This window comes from Prevotella sp. TF12-30, assembly GCF_003436715.1.
In the GTDB taxonomy this organism is placed as follows: Bacteria; Bacteroidota; Bacteroidia; order Bacteroidales; family Bacteroidaceae; genus Prevotella; species Prevotella copri_A.
The window spans coordinates 22478-46557 of the sequence record NZ_QSQJ01000003.1 but is presented as its reverse complement, the minus strand read 5'-3'; the positions used below and the strand labels follow the sequence as shown (position 1 = coordinate 46557).

Genomic DNA, 24080 nt, shown 5'->3' with positions numbered 1-24080 from the left:
TTAACGATAAAAGTTAAGTAAATGAATATGAAAGCTATAAATATTAAACTTGCAACGTTCTCATTTGCTGCAATGCTCTTGGCATCTTGTAGCGATTCCGGCAACGATTCAGTCATAGACCCTATCGGTAAAGCTGCTACTATCGTTGGTACAGACGTAACCGCAGAGTATGCAGACCAGCTGGCATCCAGAGTATGGAACTATAAAGGTGCATACGCTAATACAACTACAAAAACCAGAGCTCTGGCAACCAGAGCAGAGGGTTCTGAGCCAACCGTTCCTGCAGGAACTCCTAATCTTTCTTCCTTAGCAGATAAAAAAGGGGAAGAACATCCAGGAACCTATGTAGTACCAGCTGGTGAAACCCTCAAAGCAGATGGTTACAACATAAAAGGAATGACCATCTATGTGAAAGGTACATTAGATTTTAATAATGCCAACGGTTCTGATGCCACAATCAATGTATTGAGCGGTGGTAAACTGATTGCGAAAAATCACACTGAAGTATTTGGAGATACAAAGGTATCCAACTGGGGCACAATTGAATTTCCAGCCAACCAAAAAGAATATATCATCAAGAATACATTTTATCAGAATGCTGGGGATTTAAATATAAAAGGACACGATTTGAAAATGGTAGAAGGCTCTCAGCTCTATGTCAAAAACTCCCTCTTTGCTGATAAAGTTACTATGTCCCAAAAAGCCAATCTGTTTGTAACAGACAATGCTACCTTGACTGGAGCGTTCGAAATGTCAGACCAGTCATACGCCTGGGTAAACATCATGACAACTACCAGCGTAAAGATTCAAAATACAACAGAGCTCCATAGCGGTTGTGCCCTCAAGGTAGAAGGAGATGTTTACACCACCTATGGCACAAACCTCTACGTCATGTATCTGAAGGCAAAGAACTACAGGCAAGATTCTGGTGCAATCCTTCACTTGAGAGACCAGAGTATGGTTGACATCGAAGGCAAATACGTGAATCTGAACCAAAAACAAGGTTATGCAGACTTACCAGACAAGGACGGTGTAGCTGTGATCAAGGCAGATGCCTTCTACTACAATGCGCCAGGAAAACAAGGTGATTGGAATCCAGGTGGAGCCAAGACGGTAGATTGCTCTGTTTTCTCCACATCAGGAGATAATGCCCATATCATCTTGGATACAAATGTTATCTATGGATCTGAGGGGGCTACCACTCCGATTACAGATGACAATACAACTATTGTATGGAACAATAATGCCGATGTCCTCTTCAAGGATAATCCAGAAGCCAAGAACTACGTCATCAAGAAGACTGAGTGCAATCCTAACGGTTACAATGCAGACCAAGAGTCTGAAAAGGAGCCTACACTCAACTTGATTTCAAGTATCGACTATAATCACGACCATGACATCTCTGCGACTTGCGTACAGGTACACAATGGCAGATTGTATATGTCTTACCATACCCGTGACAAGAAACACGGTGGCTGTATTGAGGTATTCAGTCCTGTAGAAAACAACAAGGTAACACTGGAGCAGTATCTCTGCGATGACCAGAAAGACCTCGACTTCAACCATCTGCTGGCTGTCAAGCTCAAGTCTGGCAAGCGCATGGTTTACTTACCGGGAAGTTCCAACAAGAAGGGTGCAATGCTCGCATACATCCCTATCCAGGACAATCATCTGCTGGCAGACCAATCAAAGTCTATCACAACAACCATCAATGGCAAGGACACCGTGATCTACGAGAAGCCATTGCAGTTCATCCAGATGAATCCTGCAACAGCAGAATTTGCGAAAAAGGGTTATGATGAGAACTGCGTGGTCTATAACGACGAAACCAACCATCTGATCGTTGCAACCACCAAGGGCTATCTGGTTTACAATGCAGATACCTATAATGAGCTTGACAAGATCAACAAGCCAGGAAAGGTAAAGCACGTAGCTATCGGTAATGGTAAGATCGTTACTGTTTATCTGGACAGAGCAGCTACCAACGAGACAGAGGCTATCCCTGCTACCGTGGAAATCTTCGACCAGAAGGCAGAAGACCTCAGCAACCCAATCAAGAGCTTCGCTATCAGCACCATTGAGCCAAACAACGGTAAGAACGTGGTTCGTGTGGATGATAACAAGATTTACGTTTGCCGTGGTGCTGCCGGTATGTATGTTTACGATATGGAAGGCAATGAACTCTGGCACTACCAGATGCCTAGCCCTACTATCACGGAAGGCGAAAATGCCGGAAAGTATAAAGGTCATGCCAATGGCTGCTACGTAGGAAAGAAGTATGTATATATCGCATACGGCGGATTCGGACTTGTGGTTCTCGACAAGGAAACTCACAAGGTGGTTGCACACCGCAACCTTGCCCACTCTGCCAACTATGTTATAGAATATAATGGCTATATCTACGTAGCCTACGGACAGAGCAGACTGCAGGTATTCCAGCTCAAGAATGCCGATCCTGAGGTTTCTTATACTAAATAAGGAATCTGATATATGTTCAATTCATAAGAAATAGATAATAATTATCATTGAGCAATAGAATTCAAAAGACACTGGTTGAATGCAGCTGCAACAGCTTGCAGCTGCATTCATAGTGTTTAAACTAAGAGAATGATGAAGCGAAAATTGATACTATACACTACAGCTGTTCTTCTGATGAATATCGGAGGAAGGGGTGTTATGGCTCAAAATCTGAAGCAAAAGACCCTGAAAAAAGCATTCAGCCCGAAGATGCTCGTTTATGAAAATCTGAAAAATGAAAATGTACTCAAGCACTTCAAGAATCGCTTCGCACAACTCGATACCCTACTCAACCACCCTATCTGGGTACAGTCGCCAGTCATCAAGCTGGGACTCAACAGTCAGCATACGGCTGACATCAGAAACACAGACTCGCTCTACTGGGCTAAGACTGCCCACGAGCAACTGGCAATAGCAAGACACCACGGACTGGAAGTAACCGGACAGGTGTATGCCAGACCCGATGCCTACTTCGATGCCGACAACGACAACGAAGACCAGGTATCCAAATACAAGGTAAAGACCCAGGCAGAACTGGGATGGAACATCATCAACAGCAAGTTCTACCAGGGCAAGGAAAAGAAAGCCAAAGTAGCTTTGGCTAACGAACTCTCCAGGCTGCAAAGCAAGAAGAGAATGACTGCAGACATCTATGAAAAGGCAGCTGAAGAGCTGACCGAACAATATAACTTCTACATCGGTACCATCATCGCTCACCGACTGGACAACCTCGACATCATGAACGAGGCATACCAATACATGCTGGAGAAAGACCGAATCAGCAACGACAAAATGCTGAAGGTGATGAACGAGAAACTGGCGGCAGAATACGATATCTCCATTCTCTGCTCCGACCGCGACATCTCCAATAAACCTATCTACCGCATGAAACCAACCCGGATTCTGGTAGATACAACAGCTCTCTGGCACCACATCGACGAGGAAAGCATCGACGCAAGAATCGTGATGGTAAAAGAACAGATTGCCGACAACGACAGCAAGTTGGCGAATTACTTATCGACAACAAGAATCACGCCTTTCGCCAGATGGTCATCCTACTGGCAAAGCAACAACAAGATAAGCAACAACGGTGATATCGGAGTGCGATTCACCATCCCGATCTACAACGAGAATCCACGCAAGCGCAAGGCTCTCGAAACAGAAAAGGAAATCATCAGAAGCAGCAGAAGCACCGATGTCAAGGAAATCAAGCAGTCGGTAGGCATCCTGCTGAAGAGAATAGAGAATTTGAACCACGCCATCGCCACCGAGGCGTTCCATATAGAACAGACCGGCAAATACATCGACATGAGAAGATTTGCCTACAAGAACCAGAAGCAGGGGTACAACTACCTGATGAGAATGGACGAATATACGGGATTCCTCGAAAGCATGGAGAGAATGTATAAGCTGATGTTAAACCGCGGACTTGCCATCATCAATATCGAGAAGGCAGTCAGCATCTACGACAACAATACTATTTTCAGGGAAATAGAACTATGAATGAGTTTCAATTTAATAGCACGCCGCAGGAACAGGCAATGTCAGACATGCTCAAGTCGCAGAGCCACCGACTGGCAAGACAGCAGATTATCTTCGCGCTGATCTTCCTGCTCGTCATCGCACTGGCGGCATACTATATCATCACAAGAATGATATGGGTCATCTACGACGGATACATCACCATTGATGAGAACCCGATTTCGGCAGTTGACGACATCTACATTCTGAAGGTGAACAAGGAAATAGGCGAGGTGGTACACAAGGGTGACACCCTCTACTCCTACGTGCTGCTGGGAAACATCGTGAACCAGTATGACCCCAACATCCTGCCTTCGGCTGTAAAGGAAACGCACGATATGGAGGTACAGGCACAGCTGGCAAAGGAAGAAATTCCGGTGCTCCGTACCCGTCTGGCAGAACTGAAAAAGCAGAAGGCTTCAGAGAGTTCGGATATCTATTACGGACTCACCGACAACACCAAGCGCAATGCCCTGGATGCAGAGATTGCCGAAGTGGAAGAAGAACTCAGGAAGCAGGCAAACAAGGTGGAAATCTACGCCAGGGCAAAGAACACCACCTACAACTTCATGGCTAGAAGAGGTGCTGCCACCAACAATGCGGATATGCCCTACTCCAGCAACACGAGCATCTACAGCCAGGGACTGATACACTACTGCTGCGCTCCAGCCGATGCCTATATCACCAAGATCAATGTAAGCGACAGGACGCTGGTATTCAAGAGCCAGGAAGTCATGACTATCCAGCATACCGACTACGCTGCATGCCATCTGGGAGTAATCATCTACGTGCCCAACGACAAGGTGAAGTATATGGAGAGTCCTGACGATGCAGACGTCATCATCAACAAGGATCTGGAGCTGAAAGCCAAGCTACAGATGGCGGGTCTGAGAGTAGAGGAAATTCCGAAGCATCTGCAGAGTAACTTTTCGCATGATGCCAATGCAGTGGTTGCCGTCTTCACCCTGAACCCTAACCAGAGAGTTCCGGCATGGGTGATGAGCAACAAGTTGCCAGTGAGAGTGAGAATCAACAAGATCAGCGCTATGCTCGATCCGAAACCACTGCCGATGTACACCATCCCAGTGGAAAAGAATCAAAATGTCGTAAGAAGTTCGAAGCTGATTTCGACCGACAAACCAAAATAAAGAACCAGAAGAAATGATTGGACTAAAAAGAAACAAACGTGGAGACATGGTGCTCACCATCGACAGCTATGTTGATATAGACTCAACACCAGATATCCAGTCCGACTACTTCGATTGCATATATATCAATACGAAGAGTGAGCGAACGTTCCTTGCTATCCTGTATGGAGCCAGCCCTATCCTATCGTACAAATGCAGCTACAAGCCGATATTCGTCAACACGGCGGTATCGGGCAAGGGGCAGATTACAGAGTTCATCATCGATGCTTTTGTCAGCGATATGAGCAATGAGAAAGTATATGAGATCATTGACAAGATCAAGGCTGCCAAGGAGAAATACGGCATCAAGCAGGAGGTGGCACGCCCCACTCAGCCCAACGAGCTCTTCTCCAACATCCTGAGGTTTCTGCTCTCCAGAGACCAGAGAATTCTGTCTCACGTGCTTCTGGAGAAATCGTCATTGGGATACATCAATCCTATCTTCGAACACTACCACAGCATGGGCCAGTTTCATCTTGCCGAGATGTTCGCCTACGTGGATACGCTAGAGGAATATGGCGCACTGCGCAAGCACAAATACCTCATCAAGGAGCATCTCTGCCCAAAGTGCAACCACAGTCACCTGCTATACACGGAGTGCTGCCCGAAGTGCGGAAGTTCGAATCTGAAGATCCAGAACATTATCCACCACTTTTCCTGTGCCAACGTGGCTCCGGAAAGTGCATACAATGTGGGAGGAATGCTCATCTGTCCGAAGTGCCACAAGAGACTGAGACACATCGGTGTGGACTACGACCGACCAGCAGTGATCTATTCCTGCAACGACTGTGAGAACTCGTTTACCACTCCGATCACCAAAGCAACCTGCTGCTATTGCGAGAATACCTTCCCTGTCAATGCACTGGTTCCCCGTGATGTGGAGGACTACGAGATTACAGAAGAAGGTATCCGTACGTTGACCCAGAGCGGAATGCTCTTCAGCAACATGACCAATACTTACGATAACTATATGGAGTATAGTCTGCTGCAGAACCGTCTGCGCCGCCAGCTTCTGGAAACCTACCGCGAAGAACAGGTATCAGTAATCGTAGGTAAGATCTGGATTCTCAGCCCGCAACAGGAGACCGTCAAGATCAAGGAATCGATGCAGGCAAAGTTCTGCCGCATCTTCCACAGTCACAAGGTATCGTACAATAACAATATCTTCTACGTTACCTATACGGGATATGACGAGAAGTCTGAGAATGAAGCGCAGCAGCACCTGAGCAAGGACATGTCGAAGGCTATCCGAAAGGTAAGCAACATGATAGAACCCGATGAGCTGATCTGCTGCGTACTCAATACCAAACATAAGGGAATGAGCGGACAATATGATGACTTCTTCGACAAAATGAATCTCATAGAGCTGACTCCAGACGACTACTGCGGATATTCGGAGAATCCGATAACAGATGAAGATACCGTGAAGCAGCAGGAAGAGCGACTCGACATAGCTCCGGAAGAAGACGAAACCGACAAGGCTCTGAAGAGAGTGAAACTCTACAAGGAACTGGTAGGAATACTCGTCGCTATCGCCGGTATTCTCGTCCTCATCGCCATCATGGCACTCACCGTACTGAGATAAGAGAAGAAAGGAAACTGAAGAAATGTTTAGTATAGTAGATACGATCAACCGATTCTGGGACTGGATTGGCACACTCTCGTTTTCGAGCATTGCCAACATCTATTGGTTCCTCTTCTTCATCGAGGTTCCAAGATACTACCTGCTGGAGTATCTGGTGATCTTCAACCGGTTGATGAGCCGTAACAAGAGATACAAGGAAAAGGAGCTTGCCCGGTTCTATCTCTATAGAGAAAACCCGCTCATCAGCATCCTGGTGCCGGGTAAGAACGAAGGCAAGAATATCTATAAGATGGTGAAGTCGCTGAATGAACAGACTTACCGGCACTACGAAATCATCGTGGTGGATGACGGTAGCAACGACGACACCAAACTGATATGCACCGACCTCTACCGTGCGGGACTCATCACGCACTATCTGAGATTGGAGACCCGAGGCGGCAAGGCTGCTGCCACCAACTACGGAGCGAACATGGCACGGGGAAAATACATCATAAGTCTCGACGCCGACTCATCGCTCGACCGTGACGCACTGGAGAATGTACTCCTGCCCTTCTACCTCGACAGTGAGGTGAAAGCCGTGGGAGGTTGCATCGAGGTGAGAAACTACAAGGAGACAATCTGTTCATCGCTCCAGGCTTTCGAATACCTGAAGCGAATACAGGTGGGCCGCTCCGTAACCAGTGCCCTGGGTATCTACCACATCATTTCGGGTGCCTTCGGCGCTTTCGAGCGCAAGACACTGAAGGAAGTGGGATTCTGGGACATCGGTCCGGGACTCGACGGTGATATCACGCAGAAGATCCGCAAGGCAGGCTACAAGGTGAAATTCGCCGAAGATGCCATCTGCATGACCAATGTGCCAACCAAATGGTACAAACTGTACCGTCAGCGCATCAGATGGTCGAGATCACTCGTGAGATTCCGCCTGCGCAAGCACCTCGACATCCTGCTGCCTTCCAAGAACTGGAGCATCCTCAACTGGTTGTCGAATATGGAAAGCGTGGTGTTCGACTGCGTATTCAACTTCCTGTGGCTGGGATATATGATTCAGCTTGCCATCACCTTCAACACCCACATCGTGGATGTGCTGCTCTTGGGCTACTTCATCCGTGTATGCCTGTCGCAGCTGGCATTCATCCTGGTGCTGCTGGTAACGGAAAGAAAGAAAACCGCCTGGTTCCTCTATCGGTTTATGCCACTCATGTCGCCATACACAGGCTACTTCCTGCGCTTTGCCCGACTGGAGGCGCATCTTCAGGAACTGTTCTTCCGCACCTCTTACAAGGATGAGTGGAACCCGAAGAAGACATCGCGCTACGCACAGCTGGAAGGAATCTAAGGTAAAAAGTAAACCAGAAAATAGTAGTAATAATAATAATTAAAACAATATAGATATATGACAAACAAACCTTACGAGTTTAAGGTTGGAGTGATAGGACTGGGCTACGTAGGTACCCCCCTAGCATGCTTATTCTCAAAGAAATACGATACATGGGGTTATGATAACAATGCGAAAAAGGTAAACAGACTTGTCCAAACGCAGATTAATCAGAACAAAATGCTATCGAAGGCCTTGGCTCAGGGACTAAAACTGACTAGCGACATAGAAATGCTCAGGAAGTGCAATGTGTATATCATTGCGGTTCCTACACCTGTCAACAAGTCGAACAAGCCAGACATCAGCTGCGTAAGATGTGCCACCCGCTCCGTAGGTGCCATTCTGAAAGAAGGCGATATCGTGGTATATGAATCGACTGTATATCCCGGGCTCACCAAGGAAGTATGCGCTCCACTGCTGGAGGCAACATCCGGCTTGAAGCTCAACCAGGATTTCTATGTAGGCTTCTCTCCGGAACGCATCAATCCGGGCGATACCGTACACACCATCGAGAATATCGTGAAGGTAACCAGCGGTTCTACCCCCGAAGCTGCCGAGATCATCGATTCGCTCTACTCATCTGTGCTGACCCACGGAACCTTCAAGGCAAAGAGCATCAAGGTGGCAGAGGCTAGCAAGCTGATGGAAAACTGCCAGCGCGACGTTCAGATTGCCTTCTTCAATGAAATGCAGAAGATATACGACAAGATGGGCATCAGCATCCAGGACGTTACGGCTGCCGCAAGTACCAAATGGAACTTCGTGCCTGCTACCCCAGGACTGGTGGGCGGTCACTGCATCGCTGTGGATCCCTACTATCTCATCAACAAGGCACAGGAGGTGGATGTGGTTCCATCCCTCCTCTCTACGGCTCGCGAGGTGAATGAGCAGATGGCAATATGGATGGCAGGAAAGATCAAGAGTGCCAGCGAGGTAAGAAACTTCGTTCCGGCAGAGACCAACGTACTCATCCTGGGCTTCTCGTTCAAGCCAGACAGTGATGACATCCGTAACACCAAAGTAGCCGACCTGTACATCAATCTCGTTGGCACGGGATACAAGACCACCCTCTACGACCCATTGGTGGATACAGAAGAAGTAAAAGAAGAATATGAAATCAAGATTACCGACAACCCTTCCGTGCTCGATCAAAAGTATGAAATCGTAGTCATCGGTACCAATCATAAAATATTTAATAACCTAGACATGAATAAGATTCTCACCGATAAGGGTTTCGTGTGTGATATCTACGGAATCCATAAGGTAAAGGCTTAGGATTGTCGCAATAAGTTGCGAGAAATGAATAGTAAATGTAAAGTATTAGTAGTAGATGATATTCACGAGAATATTGAATTAGTTGCTGATATGCTGAAAGGCTTAGACGTTGAGATTCAGAAAGCGGATGGTGGAGCTAAAGCTATCGAACTGGTAGATAGCTTCCAGCCCAACATCATCCTGCTCGACCTGATGATGCCCCAGGTAAACGGCTGGGACGTCATCAAGTACGTCAGAGCCTCTTACGACAAATCGGAGATGGCAATCATTGTGGTTTCCCTGCTCAACAACAAGGACAACATCGACGACTGCTATGAGATGGGGGTGAACGACTATATCTGCAAGCCTATCATCAAGGCACAGCTGGTCAGCTCTGTAGAAACCCATAAAGAAAACATAGTTGAGCCTACCCCCAAGGCAAGCCCAACTATGGTAGCATTGCATAATAAGAATAATGATAATCAGGCAATCTTCGGAATGTAATTGCCCCTACTGCATATCATAAGAAATACGCTCTGCCGGGTCTATAATGCCTTCTGCAATATAGATTCGGCATGAGCCACACGTTCTCTGCCAGGAGGTTCTATGCCATCTAGCGGATAAGGGATTCCCAGCTTCTCATATTTGTAGATGCCCATCGTATGATAAGGCAATACATCTATGCGCTGGATATTGCTGAGCGTAGAGAGGAAATCGCGCAATTCTTCCAGGTATTCATCCTTGTCGGTAATACCTGGAATGAGGACGTGACGTATCCATACCGGTTTGTGAATCTCGCTAAGATAGCGGGCACAATCGAGTATGTTCTTATTGCTATGAAGCGTCAACTTACGATGCTCTTCATCATTGATATGCTTGATATCCAGAAGAACCGTATCAGTAACAGCCATCAGACGCTCAAATTTCTCAAAAATCTTTCCATCTCTTCTGAAAGGCTGGGCTGATGTATCGAGACAGGTATTGATGCCACGCTGATGGGCTTTCTCGAAAAGTTCGATGAGAAAGTCTATCTGCATCAGGGCTTCTCCACCGCTCACGGTAATACCGCCCTTGTCTCCCCAATAACTCTTGAATCGCTCTGCCTTGTCCAGAAGGTCATCAGCTGTCCATTCCTCTCCCACTCCCGTCTTCCACGAATCCGGGTTGTGGCAGAACTGACAGCGCATCGGACACCCCTGCAGAAAAATCAGAAAACGGATGCCTGGTCCATCTACAGAACCAAAGCTCTCTATACTGTGAACAAAACCTTTATGCATAACAATTAAGCTAAAAATGCCCGCTAAATATCCTCGGAAAGAAAATCTAGCGGGCAATATTTATCTTCTAATTGATTAGAGTCTCTCGTGAGCCTGACGAGCGATTACGTCGAGCTGCTGCTCGCGTGTCAAGTCGATGAACTTAACTGCGTAACCACTTACACGGATGGTGAAGTTCTGGTACTCTTCCTTCTCCGGGTGCTCCATCGCATCCTTGAGCTTGTCGATACCGAATACGTTCACGTTCAGGTGGTGAGAACCCTGGTTGAAGTAACCATCCAATACACCTACCAATGTCTGGGCACGCTCCTCGTCGTTGTGACCGAGAGCACCTGGACTGATGGTCTGAGTATTAGAGATACCATCAAGGGCATACTCGTATGGCAACTTAGCTACTGAGTTCAATGAAGCCAAAAGACCGTTCTTCTCTGCACCGTAAGATGGGTTAGCACCTGGAGCCAAAGGAGCACCGGCTGGACGACCATCAGGCATGTTGCTGGTGAACTTACCATATACTACATTTGATGTGATAGTCAGGATAGATGTAGTTGGCTCAGAATTGCGGTATGTGTGGTGCTTCTTGATCATGTTCATGAAGGTCTTGAGCAACCATACTGCAATCTCATCAGCACGCTCATCATCGTTACCGTAACGTGGGAAGTCACCCTCGGTCTTGAAGCTGAGAGGGAAACCGGTCTCATCACGGACGATGTTTACCTTGGCATACTTGATAGCTGAGATAGAATCAACCACGTGGCTGAAACCAGCAATACCTGTAGCGAAAGTACGACGAACATCAGTATCGATGAGCGCCAACTCTGCTGCCTCGTAGAAGTACTTGTCGTGCATGTAGTGGATGAGGTTCAATGTCTTCACATAAACGCCAGCCAACCAGTCCATCATATCCATAAAACGTGGCATGAACTCATCGTATGTCAATACATCACCCTCTACGGCGCGATACTTAGGACCGCACTGCTCGCGTGTCTTTGAGTCAACACCGCCAGAAACAGCGTATGTCAAGCACTTAGCCAAGTTGGCACGTGCACCGAAGAACTGCATCTCCTTACCAGTCTGTGTAGCTGATACACAGCAGCAGATGCTATAGTCGTCACCCCAAACTGGGCGCATTACATCGTCGTTCTCATACTGGATAGAGCTTGTCTTTACTGAGATAAGAGAAGCATAGTGCTTGAATGCCTTTGGCAAGCGAGAGCTATAGAGTACTGTCAAGTTTGGCTCTGGTGAAGGACCCATGTTCTCCAATGTGTGGAGGAAACGGAAATCGTTCTTGGTAACCATTGAGCGGCCATCCTGACCCATACCACCTACCTCGAGAGTAGCCCAAACTGGGTCGCCAGTGAAGAGCTCGTTGTAAGAAGGGATACGGGCGAACTTAACCATACGGAACTTCATAACCAAGTGGTCGATAAGCTCCTGAGCCTCATCCTCGGTAAGAGTACCCTCGTTCAAGTCGCGCTGGATATAGATATCGAGGAAGGTAGAGATACGACCTACAGACATCGCAGCACCATTCTGAGTCTTCACAGCTCCGAGGTAACCGAAGTACAACCACTGTACAGCCTCACGAGCATTCTTAGCAGGCTGGCTGATATCGTAGCCATACAACTGAGCCATCTCCTTCAAGCCCTTGAGCGCCTTGATCTGCATAGAAACCTCCTCACGAAGACGGATTACCTCGTCGATCATCTCACGGTCACCCATGTTAGCGAGGTCGTTCTGCTTCTCCTTGATGAGGAAATCGATACCATAAAGAGCCACACGACGGTAGTCACCTACGATACGGCCACGACCGTATGTATCAGGCAGACCAGTGAGGATGTGGTTATGGCGCACGAGTTTCATCTCAGGGGTATAAGCATCAAACACGCCGTCATTATGAGTTTTGCAATACTTGTGGAAAATCTCGTGCAACTTCTCTGATGGCTGGTAGCCGTATGTAGTACAAGCCTGCTCTGCCATCTTGATACCACCGTAAGGCATGAAGGCACGCTTCAAAGGCTTATCGGTCTGCAGACCAACTACCTTCTCCAACTCCTTAGTACCCTCGCCAATATAGGCAGCACCGTAAGCTGTCAATCCAGAAACCACCTCGGTCTCCATATCAAGCACACCACCCTTGGCACGCTCCTCTTTCTGGAGTTCCTTCAACATACCCCAAAGGGTGTTGGTAGCCTGAGTAGGTTCTGCCAGGAACGACTCATCGCCGTCGTAGCTAGTGTAGTTGTTCTGAACGAAGTCACGAAGATTCACTTCACTCTGCCACTGGTTTCCCTTGAAACCTCTCCATTCTGTTTTCATCATTTTCGTTTATCCTTTATTTTATAAGTTAATAAATATATATAATTGTACACACTGTCATTCTTTTAAACCAGTCAATTTCCACCTTATTATATATAGTGGGGATAAAAAAAGCCCGAACACGTTTGTGCCCGGGTTTTTATACACCTTGTCCGCAAGGTGTCTGTACGTTGCTGTTACCGATGAGTCCATTCCCACCAGCATTATCTTGCTTGGCCTGATAGCCTATATTTATCGTTATTGACTTGATCATTCTCTTTGAATTTAATTTCGAGTGCAAAGATACGATAATAAAATGAGAAAAGAGAAGAAAACCAAAAGATTTTCTTCTCTTTCTCTTAAAATCCCTATTATTGGGTATCCCACCAGCGCAAATCATAATGTTTGTGCCACACCCATATTACATTTTCTGCAATTTCTTGAGATATTCAGAAGGTATCTCCCCATATTCAGCCTTAAAACACCGGCGGAAATAAGCCACGCTATTCATACCTACCATAAATGAGATTTCACTGATGCTATACTTGCCCTCCAGAAGCAAATGCTCGGCATACTGCATCTTATACTTGCGGATATATTCGTTGGTAGATATACCCGTGAGCGCCTTCATCTTTCGATAGAGCGTACTTGTACTTACCGCCAAGTTACTGGCTATCAAGTTAACATCCACATCACCACTGATATTCTCTTCGATCAGCTTATTCAACTTGTCAAAGAATTCCTGATCTACCTTATTGAGCGATTCCCTCAACTGCTCTTTCTTCTGTGCCAAATTGGTTTCCTTCGATTCCTGTATCAGCATCTTGTCACGTCGGCGCTGCTGCAAGAGGTTAAGGATTCGGCTACGCAAGAGCGAATGCGTGAAAGGTTTGGTGATATACGATTCGGCTCCCGAATCATAGCCCTTCTCCTTGGCTTCAAAAGAATCCTTCGCCGTAAGAAGAATGATTGGAATATGACTGGTACGCACATCTTTCTTCAAGGCCCTGCACATGGCATTGCCATCCATATTCGGCATCATGACATCCGAAATGATCACGTCTGGCACCTTATCCAATGCCAATGCCAATCCTTCACGACCATCACCAGCCTTCAACACATCAAACTCATCAATAAACGATTCTGCCACATAGTCGAGAATCTCCCTATTGTCCTCTACCACGAGGAGCGACGGCTTGCCTTTCTCCACACAGAGCACGGCTTCCTCCGAATTGAGGACATCAGATGCAGCATCATTACCCTGCATTGTAGCTGAAGCATTCTCATCACCTCGCAAGGCATCGGGATAAATATCATTCTCATCCAGAGTAACGATGAAACTGGTACCCTGCTCCAGATTGCTTTCTGCCTTCACCTCACCATGATGCAGGGTCACCAAATTCTTGACCAGCGAGAGACCGATGCCTGTGCCGGAAGCCTGATGGGTTCCATTCTCCTGATAATAGCGATCGAAGATATGCGGCAATGCCTTTGCAGAGATGCCATGACCCGTATCACTCACCGTGATATCCACCAGATGACGTTCCCCGCTGCGACGACGCTCCACACTGATATCAATATTCCCCTGATCGGTATATTTGATGGCATTCGATACCAGATTATCCAAGATAATGGCGATGATCTCCTTGTCGATATACATCATGATAGGATTCTCTGGAGCCACAAACTTGATGGCTACGTCAGGCTTCTGTGCCAATTCCTCGTACTTCAAAGAAACCTCATGCACGGCATCCACCACGTTTGCCTTCACTACACGAAGCTGACGGTTGTCGGTCTCCGTCTTTCTGAATTCCAATATCTGCGTTATCAATTCGTTCAATCTCACCGCACTCTGATGTATCACCGCCAGCTTATGCTTCACAGCCTTCGTAATATCCGACGAATGCGAGATGTCGTCGAGCGGACCGAGAATCAGCGTAAGCGGAGTGCGGAGTTCATGAGTGATATTAGTAAAGAAGCGCAGGCGCTCCTCGTTGAGTTTCTGTTCCTTCTCATGGTTTACCTTTTCTGCTTTCAACTCGAATTTCAAGCGGAGATGACGCTGATATATTCTCAAAGCCAGATACACAATCGCCAAAACGAATAAGGTATAGCACAACTTAGCCCACCATGAAAGCCAGAACGGAGGCCGAATGGTGATGGTAAACTCAGCTATTTCAGAAGACCATGGCTGGTTATGCAAGCGAGCTCGTACCTGCAACTGATAGGTTCCAGGTGGAATATCGCGTAAAGTAATCGTTCCATACTGAGCAATAATCCAATCATTCTGCAAATCAGAGAGCATGTAGCTATACTCCACATAGTTCTCCAGGGCAAAGTTCTGCACGGTAAAATTTACCGCAAAGGAATTTTCATCATACGCCAACGAGATGTGGTTGCGCAAGGCAAGATTGATGACGCTATCAGTCTGCTCAATTCCACGAATCAGACGCAACGAAGTTATAATCGTTTTAGGTGCTCGGTTGACAGACAAGACTTTTCTTGGCAGGAAACAGCATAATCCCTGAGCCGAACCAAAATAAATAATCCCCTGCTCGGAACGAGCCACACTGCCATCGTTGAAATTAGCCTTAACAACATTATCTTTCTCATTAAAATTGATAAACCTACCAACTTGTCCTGCCTTTAAGCAACTGATACCACGATTGGTGCTCATCCAGATGTTGTGCATCTCATCTTCTATAATGGCACGCACATGAATATTGCTCATTCCCTGTCTCTGGTCATAAATCACGTGTCTATCCTGATGCTTTACATCAAAGCAGACGGCTCCCTCGTTAGTAGCTGCCCAAATACGACCTTGGGAATCGCGCATCAGATGATTCACCGCATTGGAAGGAATATATTCCTTTTCACCCTTAGTTGAATTAAACGACTTAATCCGTTTCATTTGAGGCGAATACACCTCAATGCCAATGCCGAAATAACCCACCCAGACTCTATGCTGGGCATCCATACAGATGGCACGTACCATATCATTGCCAAGATGATAACTATTTACCACCTTCATCCGCTTGATATCAACCACATAGATGCCATGAGCAGTACCTATCCACATCTGCTGCTTGTCATCTTCGTAGAAACATCTGACATCTTCATGCGCATTTGGCAAAACCTTGCGGAATCCTCCACCTGCCATCTTTACGGTAGCACCCTGATAGAATGTTCCAAACCACAAATTACCATAACTATCTCGAGTTGCAGCTGCCACGATACTGCCACCTTCATGTTCATAGGTTGCCAATCGTTTTCTTTCTGGCGAGAAGACATTCAGTCCTTTACCATCAGTACCTACCCATAGCTGCCCTTTCTTATCGAAAACCAATCCCATCACAGATTTCTCCGTGAGTCGTTCCAGCTGATCAGGAACACCAGCCCGAATGGTACTGAATGGCGCAACAGATTGAGTCAGGAAATTGATGCCGCTACCATAAAATCCTGCCCATACATTATTATATTTATCTAGCAATAGGCTTCGCACACTATTACCCGTAAGATTAAATTCTTCCAACCCCTCGCTGATGAAAGAACATGGAATCTGAGTACTTGCAGTAAATGATTTGTTGGCAACATCCAATACAGCTATACCCATCTGCTCGGTTGCTACAAGCATATTACCATTCGGCAATTCACAGAAATCAAAAATACGATGATTCTTGATGGTTTGATCCGCCACATGCAGAAATCGCTGGCTAAGTGGGTCGTAGATATCTATACCCACATTAGTACCGATCCATATCGTTCCTTTTTTGTCGCGATACAGACAAATCACCTCATTACCCGAAATAGAGTAGATGTCTTTGGCGTTGTGCTTAAAATTCCGGGCAGTTAAATGTTGGGTATCTATGATGGATAATCCACTCTTGACATGTCCCACCAAAAGATTGCCATTTCCCAAATCGAGCACACACCACAATTGATTATCAGGCAAACCTTGCACTCTATCTTTATCAAAATGCACAAACCTGCCGGTTTCGGGATCAAACAGTTCTACACCTTTCCAATAGGTGGTAATCCAGAGTTTACCATTGGCAGAGGGTGTGATATGCGTAATATCATTCGTTGCGATGCTGGAAGGATTCTTGCCGTCATGCTTATAGCTATGCCATTCTTCTGTTTGATAGTTAAAGGAATTGAGACCATCATTCTTGGTTCCAATCCAGACTACAGGTTCCTTGGCATCATCAATCACACAGTTCAATTCACTGCTAGAGATGCCCTGTCTGTCTCTTTGCTTGTAATAAGTAAAGAAGCTATTACCATCAAACCGATTCAATCCTTCTTCGGTAGCAAACCAAAGAAAGCCATATTTATCTTGCGCTATGCTTACAACATAATTGCACGATAAGCCCTGCTCCAAATCCAATGGTCTGACTTGATACTTCTGAGCCAAGGCAACAATATGCCCCATCAAACAGATGAAGACCACCCAAAGTGTCTTTTTTATTTCTATCATATTCATCGAAGGTATATGGTTTTTAATTTTCAATTTGCTGCAAAATTAACAAAAAAACGCCAAAAATCGGGCAAAAACAAGCAAAAAAAGAGAAAAACAGAGGCACAAATCCTTCACTGCACGATTTATACCCCCATTTGAATGATTTCTCTCCATCGATTCTCAATAATCGCCGTACATTTGCAACCGAATAAACAACACGAAAGTTGTTCAACTAACGCAAAGTTACTCAACTAACGCATAATAAACAAAACAATATAAAGAACTAAAAAGAATGTCTTATGGCACATCAACCATTTAATCTAAAGAATGCCCTTTTATGGGCTGCAATTGCTTTGGGTGGATTCACATTCCAGGCATGCAGTAGCGATGATGATTATCCTACAGTGGATGGTCAGAATCCAACGATTTCATTAACATCAGACCTGATTCATGCCGAACCAGGACGTACCTTCAACATCACAGGTAAGATTAGCGATGCCGACGGTATCAAGTCTATCCGACTCAAGAACGAGGGAATGCTCCTCGACAAGACCATCAACCTGCTCGACATCTACAAAGATTCCCTGCTCCATGAGTATAATCTCGACTATGCTTATACTCCAGCAGACGACTGGACCGACAACTCCAGCTTCCCATTGGAAGTGACCGTTGAAGACGTGGTGGGAAAAGTATCAACAGCCAACATCACCATCAAGGGTGACGGCGACTTTACCTTCCCGGTATTCACAGTAGCACCATCTAATAAGGTGAACGTGATGAAGGAAGACCCAACATTCCTGCTCAATGTTGCCGTATCCGACAACAAGTCGTTGAAGAAGTTGGTCATTGATATTCCTGGCATCAACAAGCACGACGAGGTAACACTCTCCGGTACCGAGTACGAATACAGCGAGGAATATACATTCCCATCAGAAGATGCCGATTACGAGATGAGCATCAAGGTGTATGACAGTATGGACAACATGACCGAGCAGAAGAGCACCATCATCGTCAGCGACTTGGTTGACTTTGAGAAGATGTATCTTGCAGATGTCAACTCAGCAGCAGAACTGACAAGCGATGTTTATGGTGTACCAATGCTGGTTGATCACGTAGGCGAATTCCAGTATCGTGCCCGCTACTACAACCAGAAGCCAGGCACAGGCATACGCTTCATTCCACAGAAGACCGATTTCGTTCCTCTCTGCTTCGGTGTTGACGAGAAGACAGGTTTGCTCACCCGCAAGGCTAACGATGCAAAGCCTATCATCTTGGAAAAGGTGGGTTACTACGAAATCAACTTCAACATCATCACAGGTGAATACAAGGTAGAGGAATATACCCCTACAACTAAGAAGATGACCCTCAACGGTTCTACCACGATTGACTTCAACGACGGTTCTGGCGCACAGCCTGCACAGATTTGCCTGGCAGGTAAGGGTTACTTGCCAGAGGGAGCCGGCGAATGGACAACCAATCAGAACGCAGGTGCATTTATCCTGAATCAAGACGAGAACAACCCATATCGCCTCTATCGCGAAATGAACCTCAAGGCAGGTGACGAAGTTGAATTCACCATCAGCCAGACTCACTGGTGGGGTTGGTGGCCAGAACCATTCTGGCGCTTCGACGGTTCGGATGAGAACGAGACCAACAAGCTCAACGGCGGTGACAACATGAAGAAGGTAAAGGTTCCTGCTACAGGAAAGTATCTCTTCGAGTTCGACTACGCTCTCTTGCGTTCTCGCATCATCCCTATCAAATAGTATAACACGTGTGAAAGAACAGTCATCTAGAATATTAGAAACATAGTAATATGAACAAGAAATATATCATAGCAGCCATGGCAACCAGTTTTGCCCTCAATATGAACGCTCAGAGCGTGAAAGTGACGGGTAATGTCGTGGACAGCAACAACGAACCAGTTATTGGAGCATACATCAAGGTGAAAGGTAGCAACAAAGGTGCTGTTACCGACCTGGATGGTCATTATACCATCGATGCCGACAAGAACGCTACCCTCGTTATCTCATACGTAGGTATGGCAAACCAGGAAGAAAAGGTTGGCAACCGTTCACAGATCAACTTTGTACTGAAGGACGATGCCAACGACTTGAACGAGGTGGTTGTCATCGGTTACGGTCAGGTAAAGAAGGGCGACCTCACCAGTTCTATCTCAGCCATCAAGGGTGATAAGCTGGAAAAGCTCTCTACCGGTAACGTGATGAACGCCCTCCAGGGTCAGGTGAACGGTGTACAGATCAGTGGCGCCGGTGGTCCTGGTGCTTCTCCTCGTGTCATCATCCGTGGTGTCACTACCGTGAATGGTTCTGATCCTCTCTACGTTGTAGATGGTATGCCTGTAGGTACCAACATCAACTTCCTCAACCAGAACGACATCGAGAGCATGCAGGTATTGAAGGATGCCTCTGCATCAGCTATCTATGGTACCCGTGCTTCGAATGGTGTGATTTTGATCACCACCAAGAAAGGTAAGAAGGGAGATGCCAAATTCAATGTAACAGCCACCGTAGGTCTCCAAACATTGAAGAAGCAGAATATGGCAGACTCTCAGGAATACAAGAAAGTGTTTGATACTCGTTATACCAACGATGGCAACGTTTCTCCTTTCAAGGGAAGTGCAGATACCTATACCGATTGGTGGAAAGAATGCATCAACGATGTAGCCGTACAGCAGAACTACGACCTTTCATTCTCTGGCGGTAACGACAAGATGATCTACTCAGGAAGTATCGGTTACTACAAGCAGGACTCTCAGTACAAGGTAGGTCAGTGGCAGAAACTCTCTGCACGCTTCTCTACCGAATACAATTTCAATAAGATTGTCAAGGCAGGTGTTGACTTCACTCCTCGCTACGAGCAGTGGGATGACACACCAAATCTGATGAGTGCCATCATGGCGATGGATCCAACAACTCCAGTAATGCGTGCAGAGAGTGAATGGACCAGCAATCCATACAGCAACTATGAGCGTTCTCACAACAACCAGGAGTACAACCCTGTAGCATCAATGGCTCGTATGGACTCTGGTGCCAGCGAATATGGATTGCTCGCAACTCCATACGTAAGTCTCACCCCTATCAAGGGACTAACCATCAAATCTGCATTCGGCTTGAACGCCCGCTTCCGCAGAACTGATTCGTTCAACGTAAACTTCTTCATCGACAACTTGGAGCAGAACCAGAACAACAACGCTACCAGAAAGATGGAGAACTGGGTGGACTGGAACTGGACCAACACCGTGAACTACATGACAACCCTCAACAAGAAACACAACATCAACTTGATGGGCGGTTACACTATGGAGCGCTTCCAGGACTACTGGGCTAATGCTTACTCAGAGAATATTCCAAATAATGATGAGTCTCTGCGCTACCCTAGCTCAGGAACCAAGAACCCAGCAGCTACGGGTACCGACAGCTTCACTTCGCTGGTATCTTACCTGGGACGTGTGATGTACAACTATGCAGAGAAGTACTACCTCACAGCATCTATCCGTGTGGATGGTTCTTCCAAGTTCTCCAAGGACAACAAGTGGGCTACCTTCCCATCTGTATCTGGAGCTTATCGCCTTACCGGCGAGGAGTTCATGAAGAACCAGAAGGTGTTTGATGACATCAAGATCCGTGCTGGTTGGGGTAAGGTTGGTAACCAGAACATTGACAACTCGGCATATCTCAGCTCTATCGGTACAACAACCTATGTATTCGGTGGAACTCCAAACCGCATCATCGGTTCTACCGTGAGCGGTATCGGAAACACTAACCTGAAGTGGGAAACCGTGGAAGACTGGAACGTAGGTCTTGACCTCGCTCTTCTCCAGAGCCGCCTGAAGGTAACAGCAGATTACTTCGAGAAGACATCTCACGATATGCTGATGAAGAAAGACAACCTCCTCATCCTCGGTTACCCAATGTGGAACGGACAGATGTGGGAGAACGTAGGTAAAATGAAGGCATCTGGTTGGGAACTTGGTATCAACTGGAACGACCAGATCCAAGACTTCACCTACGGCATAGGTCTGAACCTTTCTCAGGTAAAGAACAAGGCAGTGAAATTGAATGGCGATTACATCTGGACAGGTGGATTCAGCGGCGACTACATCGTTCGCAATGCCGAGGGTGAATCTCTCAGCCAGTTCTGGGGTTACAAGACAGCAGGTATCTTCCAGAACGAGACAGAGGTGAAGTCATACACCAACGAGCATGGCGAGTCATTGCAGCCAAATGCCAAACCAGGAGACCTCCGCTTCGTGGATCTGAATAATGATGGTGTCATCGACAGCAACGACAAGACTCATATCGGTAATCCATTCCCAGACCTCATGGTAGGTTTGAACCTGAATGCGGCATACAAGGGCTTCGATCTCGTAGCCAACTTCTACGGAACCTTCGGCAACGACATCTTCAATCAGAACATCGGTCGTTATGCAGGAACCGACGGTCTGAATGTATATGCCGGCACTTACGACAAGACCTGGAGAACCGACAACACTGATGCAGAATTCCCTCGCCTCTCTGTCAATGATTCCAACATGAACTACAAGCGAGTAAGCGACTTCTTCGTAGAGGATGGTTCTTACTTCCGCTGCAAGTTGCTCCAGATTGGCTACACATTGCCTAAGCAGTGGTTCAACAACAAGCTGAACTTGCGTTTGTCATTCTCAGCTCAGAACCTCTTTACCATCACCAACTACTCTGGTGCAGATCCAGAAGCAGCATCAATGGGTAAGAGTGTAACAGAGGCTGGTATCGACTACACAGGTTATCCTAACCCACGTACCTTCCTCTTCGGTTTGAACATGAGCTTCTAATCGCAGGGAATATACATTATTATAATATATGTAATCATTAAAATAAGAAACAAGATTATGAAAAGATATATCATAGGTTTGACCTTGGCTTCTGCCCTGACCATGGGCTTGACATCTTGCTCCGACTTCCTTGAGGAGCCTATCCGCGGTCAGCAGGATATGGAGAACTACTTCACCACCGAGGAAGAATGCGAAAAGCAGATTACCGGTTGCTACAACTTCATCGCATGTGATGACTGGTGGCAGATTTACAAATTCTACAACCTCTGCAACATTACCACCGATGATTGCTGGATGGGTAACACCACACAGGACCCGGGTGAATATAGAGTAGCAGCCATGTTTACCGGCAACACCATCGACTTGGGTAATGCCGTACAGAACTTCTGGCAATATCGCTACAAGGGTATCACCCAGTGCAACATCGCCATCGAAAAGATTGCACAACTGAAATTCAACGACGAGAAGTATCAGAAGCGCCTGATTGCCGAGGCTAAGTTCCTCCGCGGTTTCTACTACTTCGAACTGGTGAAGAACTTTGGCGGTGTACCATTGGTAATGTCACTCAAGATGCCTTCTGAGGTTCAGGGTATCACCCGAGCTACCACAGCAGAAACCTACGCTCAGATTGAGCAGGACTTCAAGGATGCCCTCGCCGATCTTCCAAAGAAGGCAGAGTTATCTGCCAACGACATCGGTCGTGCTACCAGCGGTGCTGCCAAGGGTATGTTGGCAAAGGCATATCTCTACCAGGGTAAGTATGCTGAAGCTGAGCCTATCCTGCAGGAACTCACCTGCCGTGGCTCTCATGCCAGCGGAACACCGGAATATGAACTGATGGATGACTTCAGCCAGGTTTGGAACATCGACTACAACAATGGCAAGGAGAGTCTCTTCGAGATTCAGACCAGCGATGATACACAGTATTCTCTGGGTGAGCGCTACTCAGTCTTGGTTGGTTCACGTGACGACGCAGGTTGGTCATGGGGGCTTCCTACCAGCAACCTGGAAAAGGCTTTCGAGGATGCAGGAGATGAGATTCGACTTCGCTATACAATCCTTCACGATGGACAGACAGATGTTCCTGGCGACCCAACCTGGAATGAAGACAACCCATACGTGATTTCAGCCAGCAAGCATAAGTCTGGCCGTTGCAACATGAAGCTCTTCATCCCAGTGAATAGACGTCCTAGTCCATACGATGCACCTCACAATCCAATGAACATCCGCTTGCTCCGCTATGCAGAGGTATTGCTGATGTATGCAGAGACAGAGAATGCTCTCAATCACGACAGTGAGGCACAGTGGGCACTCAACAAGGTACGCCAGCGTGTTCAACTTCCAGAAGTTACCGCCACAGGCACAGCCCTTCGTGATGCTATCCGCACCGAGCGCCGTCTGGAGCTGGCACTTGAGGGAACCCGCCTCGACGACCTGCGCCGCTGGAAGATGGATGATGGAAAGACAATGATGGAACACGTATTCGGTCCTAACGGTACTTTCGTGAAGTACAACATGGAGGAATCTACCGACCCATACGAGACCACCAACCAGCAGGAGAACAGCAACGAGGGTATCAACTTCCAGGCACCTCGTGACCTTCTCTTCGCCATCCCTAACTCAGAAATTACCATGAGTAACGGAACCATCAAGCAGAACGAAGGTTACAACTAAAATATCAAAGGGGGCAGGACAAATCTCTTGTCCTGCCCCTTTTCTTTCATAAAAATATTGCTATCCATACACCTTATTATATATAAAGCCTCA

General features: G+C 46.7%; 13 protein-coding genes. 10 read left to right on the top strand and 3 right to left on the bottom strand.

Annotated features, from left to right (window positions below):
• Positions 1 to 27 precede the first annotated feature (27 nt).
• The 7 genes from DXD25_RS02100 (at position 28) to DXD25_RS02070 (ending at position 9946) form a co-directional block, all read left to right on the top strand.
• The gene (locus DXD25_RS02100; protein WP_147327823.1) at positions 28 to 2478 is read left to right on the top strand and encodes a DUF5074 domain-containing protein; all 2451 of its coding nucleotides are present in this window, start codon (positions 28 to 30) and stop codon (positions 2476 to 2478) included.
• A 129-nt stretch (positions 2479 to 2607) separates the two neighbouring features.
• Positions 2608 to 4020 carry a hypothetical protein gene (locus tag DXD25_RS02095; RefSeq protein WP_147327822.1) on the top strand — a complete coding sequence of 471 codons (1413 nt, stop codon included), beginning with the start codon at positions 2608 to 2610 and terminating at the stop codon, positions 4018 to 4020.
• Positions 4017 to 5186 carry a multidrug transporter gene (locus tag DXD25_RS02090; RefSeq protein ID WP_117661577.1) on the top strand — a complete coding sequence of 390 codons (1170 nt, stop codon included), beginning with the start codon at positions 4017 to 4019 and terminating at the stop codon, positions 5184 to 5186. The genes DXD25_RS02095 and DXD25_RS02090 overlap by 4 nt, the downstream gene beginning before the upstream one ends.
• Before the next feature lie 13 nt (positions 5187 to 5199).
• Positions 5200 to 6810, top strand: a complete 1611-nt coding sequence (locus DXD25_RS02085) for a hypothetical protein (protein ID WP_147327821.1) — start codon at positions 5200 to 5202, stop codon at positions 6808 to 6810.
• 22 nt (positions 6811 to 6832) lie between these two features.
• A complete protein-coding gene (locus DXD25_RS02080) occupies positions 6833 to 8149 on the top strand; it encodes a glycosyltransferase (protein WP_117661575.1) in 1317 nt (438 codons plus the stop codon).
• A 57-nt stretch (positions 8150 to 8206) separates the two neighbouring features.
• Positions 8207 to 9463, top strand: a complete 1257-nt coding sequence (locus tag DXD25_RS02075) for a nucleotide sugar dehydrogenase (protein WP_117661574.1) — start codon at positions 8207 to 8209, stop codon at positions 9461 to 9463.
• 24 nt (positions 9464 to 9487) lie between these two features.
• On the top strand, positions 9488 to 9946 hold the full coding sequence (locus DXD25_RS02070; RefSeq protein WP_117661573.1) for a two-component system response regulator: 459 nt from the start codon (positions 9488 to 9490) through the stop codon (positions 9944 to 9946).
• 41 nt (positions 9947 to 9987) lie between these two features.
• Here DXD25_RS02070 and pflA read toward each other — a convergent pair whose 3' ends face one another.
• The 3 genes from pflA to DXD25_RS02050 all read right to left on the bottom strand — a co-directional run bounded on the left by pflA (position 9988) and on the right by DXD25_RS02050 (position 17497).
• Positions 9988 to 10719 (bottom strand): pyruvate formate-lyase-activating protein, encoded by a 732-nt coding sequence (gene pflA, locus DXD25_RS02065; RefSeq protein WP_117661572.1) that lies wholly within the window; start codon positions 10717 to 10719, stop codon positions 9988 to 9990.
• 75 nt (positions 10720 to 10794) lie between these two features.
• Positions 10795 to 13041, bottom strand: a complete 2247-nt coding sequence (pflB, locus tag DXD25_RS02060; RefSeq protein ID WP_117661663.1) for a formate C-acetyltransferase — start codon at positions 13039 to 13041, stop codon at positions 10795 to 10797.
• 400 nt (positions 13042 to 13441) lie between these two features.
• On the bottom strand, positions 13442 to 17497 hold the full coding sequence (locus DXD25_RS02050) for a two-component regulator propeller domain-containing protein (RefSeq protein WP_233522164.1): 4056 nt from the start codon (positions 17495 to 17497) through the stop codon (positions 13442 to 13444).
• Between the two features lie 281 nt (positions 17498 to 17778).
• Here DXD25_RS02050 and DXD25_RS02045 point away from each other — a divergent pair, with 281 nt between their 5' ends.
• The 3 genes from DXD25_RS02045 to DXD25_RS02035 are packed head-to-tail and all read left to right on the top strand — an operon-like array spanning position 17779 to position 23987.
• Complete coding sequence (locus DXD25_RS02045; protein WP_233522163.1) at positions 17779 to 19245, top strand: hypothetical protein; 1467 nt, start codon at positions 17779 to 17781, stop codon at positions 19243 to 19245.
• Positions 19246 to 19295: 50 nt separating this feature from the next.
• Positions 19296 to 22313, top strand: a complete 3018-nt coding sequence (locus DXD25_RS02040; RefSeq protein WP_117661570.1) for a TonB-dependent receptor — start codon at positions 19296 to 19298, stop codon at positions 22311 to 22313.
• A gap of 57 nt (positions 22314 to 22370) precedes the next feature.
• Positions 22371 to 23987 carry a RagB/SusD family nutrient uptake outer membrane protein gene (locus DXD25_RS02035; RefSeq protein WP_117661569.1) on the top strand — a complete coding sequence of 539 codons (1617 nt, stop codon included), beginning with the start codon at positions 22371 to 22373 and terminating at the stop codon, positions 23985 to 23987.
• Positions 23988 to 24080: the final 93 nt, after the last annotated feature.

Excerpts from the sequence above, each read along its gene's own strand:
- DXD25_RS02075 (WP_117661574.1), top strand. The coding sequence starts at position 8,207 with ATGACAAACAAACCTTACGAGTTTAAGGTTGGAGTGATAGGACTGGGC.
- DXD25_RS02040 (WP_117661570.1), top strand. The coding sequence starts at position 19,296 with ATGAACAAGAAATATATCATAGCAGCCATGGCAACCAGTTTTGCCCTC.
- DXD25_RS02095 (WP_147327822.1), top strand. The coding sequence starts at position 2,608 with ATGATGAAGCGAAAATTGATACTATACACTACAGCTGTTCTTCTGATG.
- pflA (WP_117661572.1), bottom strand. The coding sequence starts at position 10,719 with ATGCATAAAGGTTTTGTTCACAGTATAGAGAGCTTTGGTTCTGTAGAT.
- DXD25_RS02035 (WP_117661569.1), top strand. The coding sequence starts at position 22,371 with ATGAAAAGATATATCATAGGTTTGACCTTGGCTTCTGCCCTGACCATG.
- DXD25_RS02070 (WP_117661573.1), top strand. The coding sequence starts at position 9,488 with ATGAATAGTAAATGTAAAGTATTAGTAGTAGATGATATTCACGAGAAT.
- DXD25_RS02050 (WP_233522164.1), bottom strand. The coding sequence starts at position 17,497 with ATGATAGAAATAAAAAAGACACTTTGGGTGGTCTTCATCTGTTTGATG.
- DXD25_RS02085 (WP_147327821.1), top strand. The coding sequence starts at position 5,200 with ATGATTGGACTAAAAAGAAACAAACGTGGAGACATGGTGCTCACCATC.
- DXD25_RS02100 (WP_147327823.1), top strand. The coding sequence starts at position 28 with ATGAAAGCTATAAATATTAAACTTGCAACGTTCTCATTTGCTGCAATG.
- DXD25_RS02045 (WP_233522163.1), top strand. The coding sequence starts at position 17,779 with ATGGCACATCAACCATTTAATCTAAAGAATGCCCTTTTATGGGCTGCA.
- DXD25_RS02090 (WP_117661577.1), top strand. The coding sequence starts at position 4,017 with ATGAATGAGTTTCAATTTAATAGCACGCCGCAGGAACAGGCAATGTCA.
- DXD25_RS02080 (WP_117661575.1), top strand. The coding sequence starts at position 6,833 with ATGTTTAGTATAGTAGATACGATCAACCGATTCTGGGACTGGATTGGC.
- pflB (WP_117661663.1), bottom strand. The coding sequence starts at position 13,041 with ATGAAAACAGAATGGAGAGGTTTCAAGGGAAACCAGTGGCAGAGTGAA.